Source organism: Vibrio sp. 2132-1 (assembly GCF_033344315.1).
Genome location: NZ_JAWPON010000533.1, coordinates 1 through 613 on the forward strand (window position 1 = coordinate 1; position 613 = coordinate 613).

General features: G+C 43.9%; 1 protein-coding gene. It reads right to left on the minus strand.

Annotated features, from left to right (window positions below):
• Positions 1-276: 276 nt before the first annotated feature.
• Positions 277-613 (minus strand): undecaprenyl phosphate translocase family protein (locus tag R8N47_RS26485; protein ID WP_318186268.1); only part of this gene is annotated, 337 nt, incomplete at its 5' end.

The window sequence follows — 613 nt, forward strand, 5'->3', positions numbered from 1 at the left end:
CGCAATGGCGGCAATTTTTAACACTTTCATTAAGGTTCAGCATTTATCACTTAACATTAACCGCATCGTAGCACATATGTGTAACTCGCCAAGGCGTCTCCTCGACAATTTGTGCGTTATACCTAAATGATTTTGAGATGAATGAGTTAACGACTCATTGTGAGTTGGACTTAGGTTGAGAGCGTGTGCCGAACTACCGAATTGGTGGATTTCTTCTACGCCCTAAAAACAAAAACGGAGCCAATGGCTCCGTTTTCTATGAATGTGCTGCGCGGTTTATTTGTCAGAGTCTGCGAACTTTTCGAGACCTAAAACTAACGCGATAGCAACCAGCATCATTACGACTGCAATCACTAACTGCGATGGTTGAGAGGTAATGTGTTCAAATTCAAATGGAGACAAGTTGTGTTGTAGTAACGGTACTTGTTCGCCTTTCGAGTTCGTACGCCATGTTAGGGTTTCTTTCCAAGGCCAGATTTTAGGTAGTGTACCGATCATCAAACCAGTTAAGAACATCAGCGTGAAGTCGCGGAACTTGCGTAGTAACCACGAGAGCAGATGAGAGAAAGAAAGTAGGCCAATCACGCAGCCCGATAAAAACAGCGCCAACGTA